We start from the raw sequence: 17844 nt of genomic DNA on the forward strand, positions 1-17844 counted from the left end.
TTATAGAAACTCTCTTATAATGTAAGTAGAAAGAACATGCATGTTCCAATACGATTATTGGAGTGGTTCAAAGTGGAACAAACACTTGTTATACAAAAGAAGAAGGGTTATGGATTTTCGCAAGGAATTGGGATTACACTATTAATCGCAATTGCTGCGAAATATTTAGCAGAGCTTCCATTTTTAAATATTATGGGACAATTAGTAATTGCTATTCTAATTGGGATGGTTTGGCGTGCGGCAATTGGAGTTCCGCAAGAAGCGATAGCTGGAACGAACTTTGCGAGTAAGAAGTTACTTCGCTTCGGGATCATCTTACTTGGAATGCGATTAAATCTTGTTGATATTGCGAAGGCAGGGCCGAAAGTACTGGTCATCGCAGCGGTTGTTATTACATTTACGATTTTCGTTGTATATGGACTAACGAAAGTATTTAAAGTAGAGAAGAAGCTTGGAATTTTAACAGCGTGCGGAACAGCAATTTGCGGCGCGGCAGCGGTCGTGGCAATTGCACCGCAAGTGAAAGCGAAGGATGAGGAAACGGCAGTCGGCGCAGCGATTATTGCAATTTTAGGTACAATATTTACACTTATTTATACGCTATTGTACCCAGTGCTTGGCTTCTCACCGTACGGTTACGGTGTATTCTCAGGTGCGACGCTGCATGAAATCGCTCATGTCATCGCAGCTGCGGCGCCAGGAGGAAGCACGGCTGTAGATATCGCAGTTATCGTGAAGTTAACGCGCGTTGCAATGCTTGTGCCAGTAGCGATTTTAATTGGACTATGGTTTGGTAAGAGCGAAGGGAGCGAGGAAAAAAGATCGTGGCGCGACCTTCCAATACCATGGTTCATCTTCGGATTTTTAGCAATGAGTGCCGTGCATTCGCTCGGTATTATCCCAGAAGTTGTTGCCGGATACATTGTTGTCATTGCTTACATGCTTATCGCTATGGCGATGGCAGGACTTGGTTTAAATGTAGAGTTTAAAACGTTCCGTAAGTTAGGAAGTAAGGCGTTCGTGGCAGGGCTAATTGGTTCGGTTTTCCTTTCTATTCTTGGATACGTTCTTGTATATGCGTTAGGATTTATGTAGTAGGGCGGAGAAGCTGTTCCCAAAGGTATTTGGGAACAGCTTTTTCTTATGATTATAGGGCTATGGATGTTGGTAAGTTGATATATTAAAAAAATCGCTGATATAAATTGAATTACGCCTGTACTTTGTTAGAGAAGGTGCCGTAGTGAAATGTTTTTCTAAAATTTGTAAAGATATCTTTACTTGCAACTGGAAAATATTTATAATTAACGTAAAGATATCTTTACTTTCGAAGGTGGAGCCTATGGGTGTGAAAAATAAAATAAAAGAGTTAAGAAAGCAAAATCATATAACGCAAGTTGAAATGGCGAAGGCGATGCAGGTGACGCGGCAGACAATTGTGGCGATTGAAAACCATCATTATAACCCGAGTTTAGAGTTATCCTTAAAAATCGCTAAATATTTTGAGGTGAAGGTGGAAGAAATATTTACGCTAGAGTAAGGGGAGAAAAATGGACGATACTAAAAAGTTATTGATTGGTGCGACTATTGGATTGTTTTTGGGAGACATTGTAGTTCATATTATGAATCCGGCTATACCAATTTTACCGCTCGTAGTGAGTAACGTTTTAGCAATTGTATTTTTGATAGTGTATACGTATTACAAAAAGCGTAAGTACAAAAAAGAAGAACTCCCTGATATAGATGAGCGAGTAAATGAAAATATAAAAAAGCATGTAAACGTCTCATTTGTATTCGCATTTCTGTTGCTTATTGTTTATATTGTTGCGAGTAAAGCAATAGGCAGGGTTGTTATACCTGTGCAAGAGATACTTATAATATGTAGTTCCTTATTTGCAGGTAGTCTCATCATAGGAGTTATGGTAGGAAAACGAGCATAGCGATAGGAGAAATGAAAAAATGCAGGATGAGTTTGAGAGATTCCAGTCAGATAAAGCGTTTAAATATGTAGGATTATTTTTTACGATTAGTTTAGCTGTGTGGAGTTTGTACAATTTAATAGTTTACGGAAGTGCTGGTATGCCGTTTGTATTATTTGTACTAGGGCAGTTTGTTTATTTCTTTGTGAACTATTGGCCGAAATGGAAATATAGAAATCAAAAAGAGGTTGATCATGTATGAGTAAGCAAGATGTTATAAGGTTTATGGGAAGTTTATTTTTAGCGGGTCTTATTTTAAATGCGAGCTTAATAATGTTAAGTATTTCGTGGGGAACTATTTTCGTATCGAATGTAGCGCTAGTCATTTTATATGGTATTGCGGAATATAGAGAACAGAAGCGTTTGAAAGAAGAGGGAGTACCGTCGATTGATGAGCGAGTTGTGAACAAGATGAAGTCATATTTTACGATTAGTATGACAAGCTTCGTGTTCTTGTTCATTATGTATCTTTGTGTAAATAAGTATTTAGATAGGCAAGCAGTACATGTAAATGAGTTATTATATATTGCTATTTTTGGTTTATTAATAAGTATGGCATCGACGGGTGTGTTAGCAACAAGGAATAGATAGAAAAAGGGGAACTGGGATGGGATTACCGGTATTATGTGTCGCTACGGCTATTTTTGCTTTGTTTTGGGGAATGCAGAACTTCTCTCGTAATCCAGTACCGAGTATTTGTATTATGCTTAGTACTGTAGGTTTATCATATTATTTATTAGTTTCAGCTCATTATCATAAAACAGCAACGAGTGTTGTTGTTGGAGCACTTATTTTATTTTGTGGACGCGCTGTACAAAAAGGATTATTTCCGTAAAAGCTGTTTATACGAAGAGTATAAACAGCTTTTTGTATTTTTTTTACAAAAGGCTTGAAAGTGACGCAACGTCATCTTTTATAATGAAGGAGAAGAGGTGATGGTAGTGATTTCAATACAACAATTGACGAAAGAAACAGGGGTAACCGTACGTACATTACGTTATTATGATCAGATAGATTTATTAAAGCCGAGCGGGAAAACAGAAGGTGGGCATCGTTTATATAGTGAAGCTGACGTAATACGTTTGCAACAGATTTTATTTTTAAAGGAAATGGGATTTTCATTAAAAGAGTCTGCGAATATGTTAGTAAAAGGTGAGCTTAATTTAAAGGATTCGCTTGAAAAACAACTTCGGTTTGTACAGGAAGAACAAAAGAAATTCAATCAAATGGAGCGTGTTTTACAAGCTGTTGTTTATTCGGTAGATGTAGAGGGAGAACTTGATTGGAAAGTTATGTTTGAACTAATTCAGCTTTCGAAACAGTCGTCTCGTATACGTGAAATATTTCAAAATGAAGTATTTTCAAAGGAAGAACAAAAATTGCTTCATAATTTGCCGAATATGAGTGAAGAAGATCCGAATGTTTTAGAGTGGGTAGATTTATTAAAGCAATTACGTACTTTTATGAAAGACGGCAAAGAAGTCGCAAGTGATGAGGTACAAAGAGCAACGAAGAGATTAATGCATAAGTGTTTAGAAATGGCCAATGGTGATGAAGCATTTTTAGATAAGTTATGGGAAGTTAGAAAATCGAAGGAAGATTCACAGAAAATGAGCATGTATCCAATCGAAGAAGAACTTTTATTATATATGGATGAAGCTTTTCGTATATATGATGAAAAGGAGAAGGGTAAATGAGTATACTCGCAGAATATCGTTGGTATTTTTTAATTGGGGCAGAGATTGTATTTTGGTTATCGGCTATCGGTTTCTTTTTACTCCGTTACGGATTCCGTTTGAAGAAGGCGAGCTTTATTATGGGGATTGTACTCCTCGTAAATGAAGTGTTCATTTTAACCTTAGGGGTAGTGGACTATTATCAAACAGGAAAGTTCTCTAACTTTCAAATCATTACGGTAATTATTTTATTGTATGCAGTTTTCTACGGGAAAAAGGATTTGAAGAAGCTTGATATATTTGCGCAAAAGCTGGTTGCGAAATGGCGGAATGAACCAGCACCTATTATGGAAGAACAAGTAGAATTAACAGGTATGGCCTATGCGAAGCAGGAAATAAAAAATTGGGTATTACATCTTGTTTTATTTGTTGTTGTGCATATTTTCTTTTTCTTCTTATATGGGTTTGTACCGTTTGAACAGTGGGGGAACTGGCTAGAAACGGGAATTGTTTTAAATAAAGCAGCGAGTCGTATTAGCCAAGTTTGGGCGATTATACTGTTAGTGGATACAGTTATTTCATTTTCATATGTTCTTTTCCCGAAGAAGGAAAAAGGAAAAGAGAAGCTACTTTCGTAGAGGAAAGTAGCTTTTGCAGTATACAAATGATTTTTATAGGAGCGGATGACAATAGGAAAAAGAAGTCGTTTTATATGCCTATTTTTCTTTAGTTTAGTAGCATGCTCACAACCTAACATTGAAGTTGATAGGAAGAATGATGTCATTGTAAAGAGAGCAGGAATTTCCAATCTAGATAAATTCGAAAAGTTCGTTTTGAATGTGGTCCAAGGGGAAGTTGATAAAATAAGAATTGTACAGTATACCCATGAAGGTGACCCAATCTTTCAAACGTTAGAGCATATTGAGAACGATATACTTTATGTGTTAGATAATAGAAAAGACCAATTTGCTGCTGAGGATAAAGGGTTATATAAAGATAGCTGTAAAAGGATTGTTAAAGAGCAGCGCGAATCACAAACGGCTTATAGGTTAATAGACTGTGTGAATGAAAATGGGCGCAATGGATATGATTTATTATATGTACCTAAAAAATAGAGTTAGTAGAGGAAGGAAGTTTTTACGCCTTCCTTTTTCTATGTATATATTGTCGAAAATTTTACCGAATATCTGTTCGTTTTCTTGGTTTTTTTATGGGCATTCGTGGTAAAATGGGAATACAGATTTTTTACGAGGAGGTCGGTTTTGTTTGGAACATCAATTTGAAATTATCTCAGCGTATTCCCCGCAAGGTGATCAGCCGGTAGCTATAGAGAAGCTTGTAGAGGGAATTAATAGTGGGAAGAAAAAGCAAGTGTTGCTTGGAGCGACAGGAACGGGTAAGACATTTACGATTTCAAATGTCATTAAAGAAGTGCAGAAGCCAACACTTGTCATGGCTCATAATAAAACGTTAGCAGGACAGTTATATAGTGAGCTGAAAGATTTTTTTCCGAATAATGCAGTTGAATATTTTGTTAGTTATTACGATTATTATCAGCCAGAAGCGTATGTGCCGCAAACAGATACGTTTATTGAAAAAGATGCGCAGATTAATGATGAAATCGATAAATTACGTCACTCAGCAACATCTGCACTATTTGAACGGGATGATGTGATTATTGTTGCGAGTGTTTCGTGTATATATGGTTTAGGTTCTCCAGAAGAATACCGCGAGTTAGTTGTTTCACTTCGAGTTGGTATGGAAAAGGACCGCAATCAATTGCTTCGTGAACTTGTTGATGTACAGTATGGACGTAATGACATTGATTTCAAGCGTGGTACATTCCGTGTGCGCGGAGATGTAGTTGAAATCTTCCCAGCATCACTTGATGAGCATTGTATTCGAATTGAGTTTTTCGGCGACGAAATTGATCGTATTCGCGAAGTAAATGCGTTAACAGGTGAAGTATTAGCAGAACGTGATCATGTAGCAATCTTCCCAGCATCTCACTTCGTTACACGTGAAGAAAAGATGAAGGTCGCTATTGAAAATATCGAAAAAGAATTAGAAGAGCGTTTAAAGGAATTAAATGATAATGGCAAGTTGTTAGAAGCGCAGCGTATAGAGCAGCGAACACGTTATGATTTAGAAATGATGCGTGAGATGGGCTTTTGTTCAGGGATTGAAAACTACTCCCGTCATTTAACGCTTCGTCCAGCGGGTGCAACGCCGTATACGTTATTAGACTATTTCCCAGAAGATTTCTTAATCGTTATGGATGAGTCACACGTATCCGTGCCACAAGTAAGAGCGATGTATAACGGGGACCAAGCACGTAAGCAAGTGCTTGTGGATCATGGATTCCGTTTGCCATCAGCTTTAGATAATAGACCACTTACGTTTGATGAGTTTGAAGAGAAAACGAATCAAGTTATTTACGTTTCGGCAACGCCAGGACCGTATGAGTTAGAGCAGTCACCAGAAGTAATAGAACAAATTATTCGCCCAACAGGGCTTTTAGATCCACCAATTGATATACGTCCAATTGAAGGACAAATTGATGATTTATTAGGAGAAATTCAAGATCGCATTGCAAAAAATGAACGTGTATTAATTACGACTTTAACGAAGAAGATGTCAGAGGATTTAACGGATTACTTAAAAGATGTAGGAATTAAAGTGAACTATCTTCACTCTGAAATTAAAACGTTAGAACGTATTGAAATTATCCGTGACCTTCGCCTTGGTAAGTTTGATGTACTTGTCGGTATTAACTTATTACGAGAAGGATTAGATATTCCAGAAGTATCACTTGTAGCTATTTTAGATGCTGATAAGGAAGGGTTCTTGCGTTCAGAGCGTTCATTAATTCAAACAATCGGTCGTGCAGCGCGTAATGAAAACGGACGCGTAATTATGTACGCAGATCGTATAACGAGATCGATGGGAATTGCGATTGAAGAAACGCAGCGTCGTCGTATGATACAAGAAGCTTACAATGAAGAGCATGGTATTACGCCGAAAACGATTCAAAAAGGCGTTCGTGATGTTATACGTGCAACGACAGCTGCTGAAGAACCAGAAACGTATGAAGCAGCGCCAGCTAAGAAGATGACGAAAAAAGAGCGTGAAAAGACAATTGCGAAGATGGAAGCAGAGATGAAAGAAGCAGCAAAAGCGTTAGATTTCGAGCGTGCAGCTGAGTTAAGAGATTTACTATTAGAATTAAAAGCGGAAGGGTGAACAGAGTGAGCATGAGCAAGGATTTTATTGTTGTAAAAGGTGCTAGAGCACATAACTTAAAAAATATTGATGTAACCATTCCGAGAAATCAGCTTGTTGTTGTGACGGGATTGTCTGGTTCAGGGAAATCATCATTAGCGTTTGATACGATTTATGCAGAAGGGCAGCGCAGATACGTAGAATCGTTATCTGCGTATGCGCGTCAGTTTTTAGGACAAATGGATAAGCCGGATGTAGATACGATTGAAGGATTGTCACCAGCGATTTCAATCGATCAAAAAACAACGAGTCGTAATCCACGTTCAACTGTCGGAACGGTAACGGAGATTTATGATTATTTACGTTTATTATTTGCGCGAATTGGTACGCCAATTTGTCCGAATCATGGCATTGAAATTACATCACAAACAGTAGAGCAGATGGTAGATCGTGTACTTGAATATCCTGAGCGTACGAAATTACAAGTGTTAGCTCCTATCGTTTCTGGGCGTAAAGGTGCACATGTGAAAGTGCTTGAAGATATTAAGAAGCAAGGATATGTTCGTGTACGTGTTGATGGTGAAATGCTGGATGTGTCTGAAGATATTGCGTTAGATAAAAACAAGAAGCATTCCATTGAAGTTGTAATTGACCGTATTGTTGTAAAAGAAGGGATTGCAAGCCGTCTTGCGGATTCTCTCGAAAGTGCACTAAAACTTGGCGGGGGCCGAGTGTTAATTGATGTAATGGGAGAAGAGGAACTTCTGTTTAGTGAACATCATGCTTGTCCGCATTGTGGTTTTTCAATTGGAGAATTAGAGCCGCGCATGTTCTCATTTAATAGTCCATTCGGAGCATGTCCTTCTTGTGATGGACTTGGTTCAAAGCTAGAGGTAGATTTAGAACTTGTTATTCCGAACTGGGATTTATCATTAAATGAACATGCGATTGCTCCGTGGGAACCGACAAGCTCACAATATTATCCACAGCTTTTACAATCTGTATGTAATCATTACGGCGTTGATATGGATATGCCTGTGAAAGATATACCGAAAGATTTATTTGATAAAGTGTTGTACGGAAGCGGAGAAGAGAAGGTTTATTTCCGCTATGTAAATGAATTTGGTCAAGTAAAGGAAAATGAGATTTTATTTGAAGGTGTTATTCCAAATATCGAACGTCGTTATCGTGAAACGAGTTCTGATTATGTTCGCGAGCAAATGGAGAAATATATGGCAGAGCAAGCTTGTCCGAAGTGTAAAGGTGGACGCTTAAAGCCTGAGAGTTTAGCTGTTTTCGTTGGTGATAAAACGATTGCTGACGTAACGAAGTATTCTGTTCAAGAAGTACAGGAATTCTTCTCAAATGTAGAGCTAACGGAGAAACAACAAAAAATTGCTCATTTAATTTTAAGAGAAATTCAGGAGCGCGTTGGGTTCTTAGTAAACGTTGGTTTAGACTATTTAACGTTAAGTCGTGCCGCAGGAACTTTATCAGGTGGTGAGGCGCAGCGTATTCGTTTAGCGACACAAATCGGTTCTCGTCTTACTGGCGTACTGTACATTCTTGATGAGCCTTCAATCGGTTTACATCAGCGCGATAACGATCGTCTTATTCGTACATTGCAAGAAATGCGCGATTTAGGAAATACGTTAATTGTCGTTGAGCATGATGAAGACACGATGATGGCTGCTGATTATTTACTTGATATCGGACCTGGTGCAGGTATTCATGGTGGTCAAGTTGTGTCAGCAGGTACACCAGCTGAAGTGATGCAAGATGAGAATTCGCTAACAGGGAAGTATTTAAGCGGTAAAGAGTTTATTCCGGTTCCACTTGAAAGACGTAAAGGTGACGGACGTAAAGTGGAGATCGTTGGAGCAAAAGAGAATAACTTAAAGAATGCGAAGATGTCATTCCCGCTTGGTACGTTTGTAGCGGTAACGGGTGTATCTGGATCAGGTAAAAGTACGATGATTAACGAAGTACTATATAAATCGTTAGCACAAAAATTATATAAAGCGAAAGCGAAGCCAGGTACGCATAAAGAGATTAAAGGTCTTGAACATTTAGATAAGGTAATCGATATTGATCAATCGCCAATCGGTCGTACACCGCGTTCTAATCCAGCGACGTATACAGGTGTGTTCGATGATATTCGTGATGTGTTTGCGCAAACGAATGAAGCGAAAGTGCGTGGATATCAAAAAGGACGTTTCAGCTTTAATGTAAAAGGTGGACGTTGTGAAGCGTGCCGTGGTGATGGAATTATTAAAATCGAAATGCACTTCTTACCAGACGTATACGTTCCGTGTGAAGTTTGTCATGGTAAACGTTATAACCGTGAAACGTTAGAAGTGAAATATAAAGATAAAAACATTTCTGAAGTGTTAGGGATGACAATTGAAGATGGAGTAGAATTCTTCGCTAATATCCCAAAAATTAAGCGTAAACTTCAAACGCTTGTAGATGTAGGGCTTGGTTATATGAAATTAGGACAGCCGGCTACGACGTTATCTGGTGGTGAAGCGCAGCGCGTGAAGCTAGCTTCTGAATTACACCGTCGTTCTACTGGGCGAACGTTATATATTTTAGATGAGCCAACGACTGGTTTACATGCACATGATATCGCGCGTCTTCTAGAAGTGCTGCAACGTCTTGTTGAGAGTGGTGAGACGGTGCTTGTAATTGAACATAATTTAGATGTAATTAAAACAGCTGATTATATTGTTGACCTTGGGCCAGAGGGCGGAGACAAAGGTGGACAAATCGTTGCCTCAGGAACGCCAGAGCAAGTAGTGAAAGAAGAGCGCTCGTATACAGGTAAGTATTTAAAAGAGATTTTAAATCGTGATAAAGCAAGAATGAAAGAGAAAATAAAAGAAGTAGAGTTATCACAATAAGTGTATTATTAAAAACCGAGTGGAAATACCACTCGGTTTTTCGTTCATAGGGGGAGAAAATGGAGTTTACCCCGCATTAACGGGCAGTAAGATCCCCACCTCAAAATTCAGCGGAAGCAAAGAAGTTAGGTGGGTGATCAACTGCCCGTAAAAGCCCGATTGGTTCAACTAATAATCAGTGGGAGATGAACAAAACCCCCACTGATTAAAGTTTCACTTTACAGATGTTTTAAGAAAGAAAAACATGAAGGTAAGAGAGTTTCAAAGTTGGGGTGTTTATTTTCGCAAGCGCTGGGAGGATAACTTTGTAAATCATTTAAGTGATGAGGAAAAGGAAGACATCTTTCTGTATGATGATAAGTATGCATGTGGTTTTCTTTGGCACATATTTAGTTATGAGAAAAAGAAGTGTTTAGAGGGTGAAGAAGCGGAGAACGCATTTCATAATGAAGTGAAAAAGAATTGTTACATATTCTATCAACATTGTGAGGAAGTCATACTAATAACGGATGCCAGTTTACTACATATGGATGATATATTACGGGAGACGTATGATGCGTATAAAGGCGATATTTATATTGTAGATAAAGAGTTCACTTGGACTTTTGTAAAAACTCATGAACACAGATGGTATGGCCCTTATTTTGTGAGGAAATGTTAGTAGGTATACAAGTATGAAGGATAGAATAAGTTGGTATAAGTGTGTATAGGATACTTGCGTTTATTATCTATTAGCGTATGATGAAATATATATGTCAAAAGGATGTGTAAGAAAATGAGATGGATTGTATCACTTCTTGTAAATAGCGTTGTGTTAATCGCTGTATCGGGACTTTTAAAAGGGATTGCACCAGACGCATTTTACATAGCAAATATACAAACTGCAATTATTGCGAGTATTATCTTAGCTGTTTTAAATGTATTCGTAAAACCGTTATTAATTTTAATTACGTTACCAATTACTGTTGTAACTTTCGGGTTCTTCTTAATTGTTATTAATGCGATTACGTTAAAAATGACAGACTCATTATTAGGGGATGCATTTAATATATCAGGATTTGGTGTGGCAATAGTTGCGGCAATTTGTATTTCAATTTTTAATATGATTATTGAAAAGGCAATTGTGGAACCTTTATATGAAAAAAAGAGAAAATGACAAAAAGAAAAACATTTCATGATGTGTATGAAATGTTTTTTTCTATTTATTAGAAACCGTATTTCTTGTTTCCAGAAAAAAATGGTACAATATCCGGTAGAATGGAATTTTACATCAAATGAGACTGAACCCGCAGCGGAGTGGAGGTTTATACATATGCCGAAAGTAAGGACAAAAGATTTAATTGAACAATTTCAATTGGAGTTAATTAGTGGTGAAGAAGGAATTCATCGTCCGATTGATACAAGTGATTTATCACGACCTGGAATTGAAATGGCAGGATTTTTTACATATTATCCAGCTGATCGCGTACAGCTTCTTGGAAAGACGGAGCTTACGTTCTTTGACACGTTAACGTCAGAGCAAAAGCAAGAGAGAATGAAAGCGCTTTGTACTGAGGAGACGCCGTGTATTATTGTAACTCGTAACCAAGATGTACCAGATGAGTTACTGCAAGCATCGCGTGAATCAGGTATGCCTTTATTACGTTCTTCTCAAACGACAACAAGATTATCAAGTCGTTTAACAAATTATTTAGAAGGTAAGTTAGCACCAACAACAGCTGTACATGGTGTGTTAGTAGATATTTACGGTGTTGGTGTTTTAATTACAGGTCAAAGTGGTGTCGGTAAAAGTGAGACAGCTCTTGAGCTTGTAAAACGTGGTCATCGCCTTGTTGCGGATGATAGTGTAGAAATTCGCCAAGAAGATGAAGACATGTTAGTTGGAAGCTCGCCAGATTTAATTGAGCATTTATTAGAAATTCGTGGTCTAGGTATCATTAACGTTATGACGTTATTCGGTGCAGGGGCAGTGCGAAATTATAAGCGTATTACACTTGTTATTAATCTTGAAATTTGGGATCAAAAGAAAAATTACGATCGCTTAGGTCTTGATGAAGAGAAGATGAAGATTATTGATACAGAACTTACGAAGATTACACTTCCAGTTCGTCCTGGTCGAAACTTGGCTGTTATTATTGAAGTGGCAGCGATGAACTTCCGTTTAAAACGTATGGGAGTTAATGCAGCACAACAGTTCTCTGAACGATTAATGAGTGCGATTGAGTTAGGGAATCAGGAGTAAACTTTGGAGAGGGAGGTCATACATATGCTGTTAGGTTCTGTACCACAGCTTGACCGCGTAGCGATCCAACTTGGGCCGTTTCCTGTTTATTGGTACGGGATTATTATCGGTACAGGTGTGCTATTAGGTCTTTGGCTAGCAACTCGCGAGGGAGAAAGGCTAGGTATTCCAAAAGATACATTTGTTGACCTTGTATTAATTGCAGTACCAATCGCTATTCTATTTGCGAGAATGTACTACGTTATTTTTGAATGGGAATATTACGCGCAAAACCCGAGTCAAATTATTAATATTCGTCAAGGTGGCTTGGCGATTCATGGTGGTTTAATCGGGGCTGTTATTACAGGGATTCTTTTTGCGAAACGCCGCGGGGTTTCATTCTGGAAGTTGGCTGATATTGCTGCGCCAAGTATTTTACTAGGACAAGCAATTGGCCGATGGGGAAACTTTATGAACCAAGAGGCACATGGTGATGAGGTAACAAGACAGTTTTTAGAAGGCCTTCATTTACCAGATTTCATTATTAATCAAATGTATATTGAGGGTGTATACTATCATCCGACGTTTTTATATGAATCATTATGGAATTTTGCAGGTGTCATTTTATTACTTGCATTACGAAAAGTAAACTTACGCCGCGGGGAATTATTCTTCACATATTTAATTTGGTATTCAGTAGGGCGCTTCTTCGTAGAAGGCTTACGTACAGATAGTTTAATGCTAGGACCACTTCGTATCGCACAAGTAATGTCAATTGGACTTGTTGTTATTTCTATTATTTTCATTATTGTGAGACGGAAAATGGGGCAAGCTGATAAAAGATATTCGGAAAATTAGAGAAAAGTAGCATCTTATTATAAGGTGCTGCTTCTTTCATATTCAGGAAAGAGAAAGGACTAAGGCAATGAGAATAAATACAGTGTTATTTGATTTAGATGGAACTTTAATTAATACAAACGAACTTATTATTTCTTCTTTTTTACATGTGTTACATACATATTATCCAAATCAATATAAGCGTGAAGATGTATTGCCATTTATCGGTCCGTCTTTACATGATACTTTCAGCAAGATTGATGAAAGTAAGGTTGAAGAGATGATTACATGTTATCGTCAATTTAACCATGATCATCACGATGAATTAGTAGAAGAATATGAAACTGTATATGAAACAGTTCAAGAGTTGAAGAAGCAAGGATATAAAGTGGGGATTGTTACAACGAAAGCGAGACAAACTGTTGAGATGGGATTAAAGTTGTCACAGCTTGATGAATTTTTTGATGTTGTTGTGACAATTGATGATGTAGAGCATGTGAAACCACATCCAGAGCCACTTCAAAAAGCGCTTGAGTTATTAGGTGCGAAACCGGAAGAAGCATTGATGGTTGGGGATAACCATCATGATATTGTTGGCGGACAAAATGCGGGTACGAAAACAGCTGCTGTTTCATGGACATTGAAAGGTAGAGCATATTTAGAGGCTTACAAGCCGGACTTTATGCTAGATAAAATGAGTGATTTGCTACCAATTTTGTCTGATATGAACCGTTCATAAAGTTCCAAGTAAGTTAGTAGGGGAGTCCCCTACTAACTTACAGTTTCACTTTTTAGTAGAGGAGCGAGCTAATTGCGACGGACAACGGGCTATCCTGTTTCAGGAGAAAATTCATTATGGAATGTGTATAAAACAGTGTCCTTTTGGAAGGTAATGAAGAATTTTATTATTATCCAAATTGCTCGTTATACACCATTTTTATCCGTCAAGAATTGGTTGTACCGCACATTTTTACGGATGAAAGTCGGAAAGAAAACATCGTTCGCGCTTATGGTAATGCCGGACATTATGTTCCCAGAAAAGATAACTGTGGGAGAGAATTCGATTATCGGCTATAATACAACGCTTTTAGCACATGAATATTTAATTCGTGAATATCGACTTGGAGAGATCATCATAGGAAATGAAGTGATGATTGGAGCGAATACAACGATATTACCAGGTGTGAAAATTGGGGATGGCGCGATTGTTTCAGCTGGTACACTTGTTCATAAAGATGTCCCAAGTGGTACTTTCGTAGGTGGAAATCCAATGCGTGTTATTTATACGAAAGAAGAAATGGATGCTAGAGAAGGTTGATGCTAAAAATGTAACATTTCTCTTCTTTTTTAATGAATAAAAAGGAAATAATTGAGTATAATATACTGTTTTGTTTTTTACGGAATCGTTTATACTTATAGATAGAAGAATGTGTGAACGAAGAAAACAAAAAACTGGAGGATATATGGGGAAAAATCAAGGAATATATAAGGAGAACGGACAAGTTATCTCTTTTAATCAATTAGCGGACTTCTTTTATAAAAAAGGGATGAGGGCTTATAAAGGGCAAAAATTGCAAGATGCAATTAAATATTTTCGAAGAGCGGCACAAAGTGAGAAGGAGCCGTTTATTTTATGCCAATTAGCAACAGTATTATCTGAGGCTGGTGAATATCAAGAGTCGAATCAAATCTTCTTTAAGCTTGTTAGATCTAATCCAGAACTTGAACAGTGCTATTATTTTATTGCAAATAATTATGCATATATGGGGCTATTTCAGCAGGCGAAAAAGTATGCGGATCGCTATTTAGAAGTTGCAGAAGAGAAGGAATTTGTAGAAGATACATTAGAATTACTTGAAATTATGGAAGAAGAAGCGATGGGTGCGGAAGAAATTGAGGATGAAGATGATCTAATTGTTATGCAGGAAGAAGCGAATCGTTATATTCGTAATGGACAATTGGAAGAAGCAATTGCTACATTAGAAATTGTTACGAAAGATTATCCGGAATTTTGGTCGGGTCATAATAATTTAGCCATTGCACATTTTCAATCTGGTAATGTAGATAAGGCGCTGAAGTTAACGGAAATGATTTTAGAGAAAAATCCTGGTAATATACATGCGCTTTGTAATACGCTTATTTTTCTATATTCAATTGGAGAGCATAAACAAGTAGAAGCGTTAGCGGAGCAGTTAGTTTCAGTATATCCAATTTCATTTGAACATCGTTTGAAACTCGGAACGACACTTGCAACAATTGGTCATTTTGAACCTGCATATAAATGGTTCAAAGTATTAAAGCGTCAAGGATACGAGGGAGACGTTAGTTTTTATTATTGGTTTGCATATTCTGCTTATATGGTGAAAGATCAGCAAGTAGCTGAAAAAATGTGGCAACATGTTGTAGAATTGCACCCTGATAAAAAGGGAAAAGAGCCGTGGAATGCGCTGAATTTAGCGGATGAAGGACAAAACGTGTTATTTGAAGAATTACGAAAATCATTTCAGCAAAGTGCGACGCTAGAGGAACAAATGCTAGCTTTATATTTAATGAATGAATTATCAACGCCGGAGAAGGTGGGATTCTTCTTTGATGTAACGCAAGCGAAGAATGGTGTTCCAATCGTATCGCAACTTGCAAAATATTTCTTTTTACTTAATAGCCATAAGAGCATTCCGGCTGATTTACAGCAATTTGAACAGTGCGCACGAATTGCGGATTCTTTATATAATTATACGAAAAAAGATGATGAATTAATCGAAGAGTGTTTACAATTTTGGTTTTGTACGTTCATACGTTTATATACATCTGGGGCAGTTTTTACAAATGTGTACGGCTGGTCAGCTGCGGTTGAATATATTGTACGCAGTGAACAAGGAAATAAGATGACACAGTCGGAGCTTGGAGATGTATATAATGTATCTGTAGCGACTGTTCGAAAGTATGTGCAGGCTGTTAAGCGTACGCACACATAGGGTAAGCAAATCATTGGGAAAAAAATGATGCTAACAGTATAATGAGGGTAACTTAATTGTGTAGGAATGGATAGGAGTGAATAGTGTGTCAGAAGAAAAAATTTATGATGTCATTATTATTGGTGCAGGACCAGCTGGTATGACAGCTGCAGTATATACATCTCGTGCGAATTTAAGCACATTAATGCTTGAGCGTGGTATCCCAGGTGGCCAAATGGCAAACACAGAAGATGTAGAAAACTACCCAGGTTATGAGTCTATTTTAGGACCGGACTTATCAAATAAAATGTTCGAGCATGCGAAGAAATTTGGTGCTGAATATGCATACGGTGATGTGAAAGCAGTCATCGATGGTAAAGAATACAAAACAATTATTGCTGGTAAAAAAGAATATAAAGCACGTGCAATTATCGTTGCAAGCGGTGCAGAATATAAAAAAATTGGTGTGCCAGGCGAAGCAGAACTTGGCGGCCGCGGTGTATCATATTGCGCAGTATGTGATGGTGCGTTCTTTAAAGGAAAAGAACTTGTAGTTATTGGCGGCGGAGATTCTGCTGTTGAAGAAGGTGTGTTCTTAACACGCTTCGCATCGAAGGTAACAATTGTTCACCGTCGTGACACGCTTCGTGCACAGAAAATTTTACAAGATCGTGCTTTCCAAAACGAGAAAGTAGACTTCATTTGGAATCACACTATTAAAGAAATTAATGATGCAAATGGTAAAGTAGGAAGCGTAACACTTGTAGATGTAAACAGTGGAGAAGAGAAAGAAGTTAAAACTGACGGCGTATTCGTATACATCGGTATGTTACCATTATCAAAACCATTTGTTGAACTAGGTATTACAAATGAAAATGGTTACCTTGAAACAAACGAGCGTATGGAAACGAAAGTTCCAGGTATTTTCGCAGCTGGTGATGTTCGTGAAAAAATGCTACGTCAAATTGTAACTGCAACAGGTGATGGTAGTATCGCAGCACAAAGTGCACAACATTACGTAGAAGAATTATTAGAAGAACTAAAAACTGTATCAGAAAAATAAGGGATAACATACCTTTTGAGAAGAAAGCTACCGATAGGAGCTTTCTTCTTTTTTGTGTGAAAATGTCAAAGTTTTGTCAAAAAATATTAGGATTATAAGCTTTCTTATTGATATACTGGACTTTACGGAAAAATCACTATAAGAAATGAGGAATTTATTCAGTATGGAATGGCGTAATATATATCGTGGATTTTGTATGGGTGTTAGTGATTTAATTCCTGGTGTGAGCGGCGGTACAATCGCTGTTGTGTTAGGGATTTATGAACAATTACTTGCGGCAATTAGTGGATTCTTTAGTCGTGAATGGAAAAAACATTTAGGATTTTTAATTCCCCTTGCAGCTGGTGTGGCAGTAGCGTTTTTAACATTAAGCCACGTTATTAAATATTTACTTGCAAATCATTATGAACCGACTCAATTTTTCTTCCTAGGTTTAATTATTAGTATATTACCAATGTTAATGAGAGAAGCTGATGCAAAGTCTTCGTTTAAAGGTAAGCACATTGTGTTACTAATAGTTGCAGCAATTCTTGTTGCGATCACAGCTTTCTTTAAACCAGATAAGGCAGCAGATCCAATTACGACGTTAACAATTTTAAATGCAATTGGTTTGTTTTTCGCAGGATGGATGGCTAGTATGGCTATGTTGCTTCCTGGAATTAGCGGATCATTTATTTTATTAATTATTGGTGTGTATCCGACAGCAATCAATGCTTTAACTACACTGAACTTACCTTTAATCGTAGTTATCGGTGCCGGTGTTATGGTAGGGTTTGTTGTAAGTAGTAAAGGAATTAGTTTCTTATTAGATCGTTATAAAAGCATGACATTTGCGGCAATTATTGGACTTGTTATCGGCTCAATTGTAATTGTGTTCCCTGGTATTCCAACTGGAGGATTTTCAATTATAAGTTCAATTATTACCTTTATTTTAGGATTTGCGATTGTTACTTATTTCGGTAAGAAATAAGGACTTTAATCCCCTTGGCGAT

The 17844-nt window shown here is 37.6% G+C and carries 20 protein-coding genes; all 20 read left to right on the top strand.

What is annotated here, in order from left to right; all coding sequences use genetic code 11:
- Window positions 1-72: 72 nt before the first annotated feature.
- The 20 genes from FS742_RS22080 to FS742_RS22175 all read left to right on the top strand — a co-directional run bounded on the left by FS742_RS22080 (window position 73) and on the right by FS742_RS22175 (window position 17822).
- Window positions 73-1095: a YeiH family protein gene (locus FS742_RS22080; protein WP_144615112.1), complete on the top strand. Its 1023-nt coding sequence runs from the start codon at window positions 73-75 to the stop codon at window positions 1093-1095.
- A 244-nt stretch (window positions 1096-1339) separates the two neighbouring features.
- Complete coding sequence (locus tag FS742_RS22085; RefSeq protein ID WP_144615114.1) at window positions 1340-1537, top strand: helix-turn-helix transcriptional regulator; 198 nt, start codon at window positions 1340-1342, stop codon at window positions 1535-1537.
- 10 nt (window positions 1538-1547) lie between these two features.
- Entirely contained in the window at window positions 1548-1937 is a 390-nt protein-coding gene (locus tag FS742_RS22090) for a hypothetical protein (protein WP_144615116.1), read from the top strand.
- A 19-nt stretch (window positions 1938-1956) separates the two neighbouring features.
- Window positions 1957-2178 (top strand): hypothetical protein, encoded by a 222-nt coding sequence (locus FS742_RS22095; RefSeq protein WP_144615117.1) that lies wholly within the window; start codon window positions 1957-1959, stop codon window positions 2176-2178.
- Entirely contained in the window at window positions 2175-2567 is a 393-nt protein-coding gene (locus FS742_RS22100; protein ID WP_144615118.1) for an ATPase, read from the top strand. Before FS742_RS22095 ends, FS742_RS22100 begins: the two co-directional genes overlap by 4 nt.
- Window positions 2568-2583: 16 nt before the next feature.
- Window positions 2584-2811, top strand: coding sequence for a hypothetical protein (locus FS742_RS22105; RefSeq protein ID WP_144615119.1), 228 nt, complete (start codon window positions 2584-2586; stop codon window positions 2809-2811).
- Between the two features lie 106 nt (window positions 2812-2917).
- Window positions 2918-3673, top strand: coding sequence for a MerR family transcriptional regulator (locus FS742_RS22110; protein ID WP_144615377.1), 756 nt, complete (start codon window positions 2918-2920; stop codon window positions 3671-3673).
- Window positions 3670-4290 (top strand): hypothetical protein, encoded by a 621-nt coding sequence (locus FS742_RS22115; RefSeq protein ID WP_144615120.1) that lies wholly within the window; start codon window positions 3670-3672, stop codon window positions 4288-4290. Before FS742_RS22110 ends, FS742_RS22115 begins: the two co-directional genes overlap by 4 nt.
- Window positions 4291-4335: 45 nt before the next feature.
- Window positions 4336-4767, top strand: a complete 432-nt coding sequence (locus FS742_RS22120) for a DUF4362 domain-containing protein (protein ID WP_144615121.1) — start codon at window positions 4336-4338, stop codon at window positions 4765-4767.
- Between the two features lie 151 nt (window positions 4768-4918).
- Window positions 4919-6895, top strand: coding sequence for an excinuclease ABC subunit B (uvrB, locus tag FS742_RS22125; protein WP_144615122.1), 1977 nt, complete (start codon window positions 4919-4921; stop codon window positions 6893-6895).
- 11 nt (window positions 6896-6906) lie between these two features.
- Window positions 6907-9777 (top strand): excinuclease ABC subunit UvrA, encoded by a 2871-nt coding sequence (uvrA, locus tag FS742_RS22130; protein ID WP_144615379.1) that lies wholly within the window; start codon window positions 6907-6909, stop codon window positions 9775-9777.
- Window positions 9778-10021: 244 nt separating this feature from the next.
- Window positions 10022-10438 carry a DUF4275 family protein gene (locus FS742_RS22135; protein ID WP_144615123.1) on the top strand — a complete coding sequence of 139 codons (417 nt, stop codon included), beginning with the start codon at window positions 10022-10024 and terminating at the stop codon, window positions 10436-10438.
- 114 nt (window positions 10439-10552) lie between these two features.
- Window positions 10553-10933 (top strand): phage holin family protein, encoded by a 381-nt coding sequence (locus tag FS742_RS22140; RefSeq protein ID WP_144615124.1) that lies wholly within the window; start codon window positions 10553-10555, stop codon window positions 10931-10933.
- Between the two features lie 156 nt (window positions 10934-11089).
- The gene (gene hprK / locus FS742_RS22145; protein ID WP_001127250.1) at window positions 11090-12019 is read left to right on the top strand and encodes an HPr(Ser) kinase/phosphatase; all 930 of its coding nucleotides are present in this window, start codon (window positions 11090-11092) and stop codon (window positions 12017-12019) included.
- A gap of 24 nt (window positions 12020-12043) precedes the next feature.
- A complete protein-coding gene (lgt, locus tag FS742_RS22150; protein ID WP_016136008.1) occupies window positions 12044-12856 on the top strand; it encodes a prolipoprotein diacylglyceryl transferase in 813 nt (270 codons plus the stop codon).
- A gap of 67 nt (window positions 12857-12923) precedes the next feature.
- Window positions 12924-13574 carry a pyrophosphatase PpaX gene (gene ppaX, locus FS742_RS22155; protein WP_144615125.1) on the top strand — a complete coding sequence of 217 codons (651 nt, stop codon included), beginning with the start codon at window positions 12924-12926 and terminating at the stop codon, window positions 13572-13574.
- A 72-nt stretch (window positions 13575-13646) separates the two neighbouring features.
- On the top strand, window positions 13647-14153 hold the full coding sequence (locus FS742_RS22160; RefSeq protein ID WP_144615126.1) for an acyltransferase: 507 nt from the start codon (window positions 13647-13649) through the stop codon (window positions 14151-14153).
- 145 nt (window positions 14154-14298) lie between these two features.
- Window positions 14299-15810, top strand: a complete 1512-nt coding sequence (locus tag FS742_RS22165; RefSeq protein ID WP_144615128.1) for a tetratricopeptide repeat protein — start codon at window positions 14299-14301, stop codon at window positions 15808-15810.
- A gap of 85 nt (window positions 15811-15895) precedes the next feature.
- Entirely contained in the window at window positions 15896-16852 is a 957-nt protein-coding gene (gene trxB, locus FS742_RS22170; RefSeq protein ID WP_061679303.1) for a thioredoxin-disulfide reductase, read from the top strand.
- Between the two features lie 163 nt (window positions 16853-17015).
- Window positions 17016-17822 (top strand): DUF368 domain-containing protein, encoded by an 807-nt coding sequence (locus tag FS742_RS22175; protein WP_097861447.1) that lies wholly within the window; start codon window positions 17016-17018, stop codon window positions 17820-17822.
- Window positions 17823-17844: the final 22 nt, after the last annotated feature.

The sequence above is a fragment of the Bacillus cereus genome (genome assembly GCF_007678085.1).
Lineage (GTDB): Bacteria > Bacillota > Bacilli > Bacillales > Bacillaceae_G > Bacillus_A > Bacillus_A cereus_BE.

What these genes read in the sequence shown, in the direction of transcription:
- FS742_RS22135 (WP_144615123.1), top strand. Translation starts at nt 10,022, where the DNA reads ATGAAGGTAAGAGAGTTTCAAAGTTGGGGTGTTTATTTTCGCAAGCGC.
- FS742_RS22105 (WP_144615119.1), top strand. Translation starts at nt 2,584, where the DNA reads ATGGGATTACCGGTATTATGTGTCGCTACGGCTATTTTTGCTTTGTTT.
- FS742_RS22100 (WP_144615118.1), top strand. Translation starts at nt 2,175, where the DNA reads ATGAGTAAGCAAGATGTTATAAGGTTTATGGGAAGTTTATTTTTAGCG.
- lgt (WP_016136008.1), top strand. Translation starts at nt 12,044, where the DNA reads ATGCTGTTAGGTTCTGTACCACAGCTTGACCGCGTAGCGATCCAACTT.
- FS742_RS22085 (WP_144615114.1), top strand. Translation starts at nt 1,340, where the DNA reads ATGGGTGTGAAAAATAAAATAAAAGAGTTAAGAAAGCAAAATCATATA.
- hprK (WP_001127250.1), top strand. Translation starts at nt 11,090, where the DNA reads ATGCCGAAAGTAAGGACAAAAGATTTAATTGAACAATTTCAATTGGAG.
- FS742_RS22115 (WP_144615120.1), top strand. Translation starts at nt 3,670, where the DNA reads ATGAGTATACTCGCAGAATATCGTTGGTATTTTTTAATTGGGGCAGAG.
- FS742_RS22120 (WP_144615121.1), top strand. Translation starts at nt 4,336, where the DNA reads ATGACAATAGGAAAAAGAAGTCGTTTTATATGCCTATTTTTCTTTAGT.
- FS742_RS22095 (WP_144615117.1), top strand. Translation starts at nt 1,957, where the DNA reads ATGCAGGATGAGTTTGAGAGATTCCAGTCAGATAAAGCGTTTAAATAT.
- FS742_RS22090 (WP_144615116.1), top strand. Translation starts at nt 1,548, where the DNA reads ATGGACGATACTAAAAAGTTATTGATTGGTGCGACTATTGGATTGTTT.
- FS742_RS22175 (WP_097861447.1), top strand. Translation starts at nt 17,016, where the DNA reads ATGGAATGGCGTAATATATATCGTGGATTTTGTATGGGTGTTAGTGAT.
- FS742_RS22165 (WP_144615128.1), top strand. Translation starts at nt 14,299, where the DNA reads ATGGGGAAAAATCAAGGAATATATAAGGAGAACGGACAAGTTATCTCT.
- ppaX (WP_144615125.1), top strand. Translation starts at nt 12,924, where the DNA reads ATGAGAATAAATACAGTGTTATTTGATTTAGATGGAACTTTAATTAAT.
- FS742_RS22140 (WP_144615124.1), top strand. Translation starts at nt 10,553, where the DNA reads ATGAGATGGATTGTATCACTTCTTGTAAATAGCGTTGTGTTAATCGCT.
- uvrA (WP_144615379.1), top strand. Translation starts at nt 6,907, where the DNA reads ATGAGCAAGGATTTTATTGTTGTAAAAGGTGCTAGAGCACATAACTTA.